A 704-nucleotide genomic window follows, 5' to 3' on the forward strand; every position below is an offset into this window, starting at 1 on the left:
CGAACGCGTCCACGAATTCTTACAAAAGACTTCTTCCCGGTTTTGAAGCTCCTTCGATTTTGGCGTATTCGGCTCAGAACCGTTCCGCTTCCTGCCGTATTCCGTTCGTGAACGGTGACAAGGCGAGACGCGTGGAATTCCGTTTCCCCGATTCTTCCGCGAATCCGTATCTCGCTTTCGCTGCGATGCTCATGGCGGGTATCGACGGGGTTCAAAAGAAGATCGATCCGGGCCCGCCTCGGGAAGAAGATCTTTTCGAACTTACGTTGGACGAGATTCGTGAGAAGGGAATTCAACAGATGCCTCATACGTTGCGAGAAGCAGTGGAGCATATGTTGGCGGATCGGGAATTTCTCAAAAAAGGCGACGTCTTTACGGAAGATTTTCTCCAGACATACAAGGCATATAAATTCGAAACCGAAATTTGGCCTTGGGAAGGAAGACCTCATCCGTTCGAATTCCTCACCACATATTCCTGCTAAGACGAATCGGACCGGATGTCGTAAAACCGACATCAGCTCTCGAATCGAGGGAAAGGCCCGGGCTTCCAGCTCGGGCCTTTTTTGTTGTGTCAGCGCGGAAGGTGCGTGTGGAATTCTGCGAACTTCGTATAAACGCGGGTGTAATTCTGCGAACTTCGTATAAACGCGGGTTAAATTCTGCGAACTTCGTATAAACGTGGGTAGAATTCTGCGAACTTCGTA

General features: G+C 50.0%; 1 protein-coding gene and 1 pseudogene. One reads left to right on the forward strand and one right to left on the reverse strand.

Going from position 1 to position 704, the window contains the following annotated elements:
- Nucleotides 1-482 (forward strand): annotated as a pseudogene (locus EHQ17_RS12780) (glutamine synthetase); the annotation flags it as partial.
- Here EHQ17_RS12780 and EHQ17_RS19975 read toward each other — a convergent pair.
- Nucleotides 463-704: hypothetical protein (locus EHQ17_RS19975; RefSeq protein WP_210414549.1), on the reverse strand; the 242-nt coding region annotated here is incomplete at its 5' end. The pseudogene EHQ17_RS12780 and the gene EHQ17_RS19975 sit on opposite strands and share 20 nt — an antisense overlap.

The organism is Leptospira gomenensis (assembly GCF_004770155.1).
GTDB classification, from domain to species: domain Bacteria; phylum Spirochaetota; class Leptospiria; order Leptospirales; family Leptospiraceae; genus Leptospira; species Leptospira gomenensis.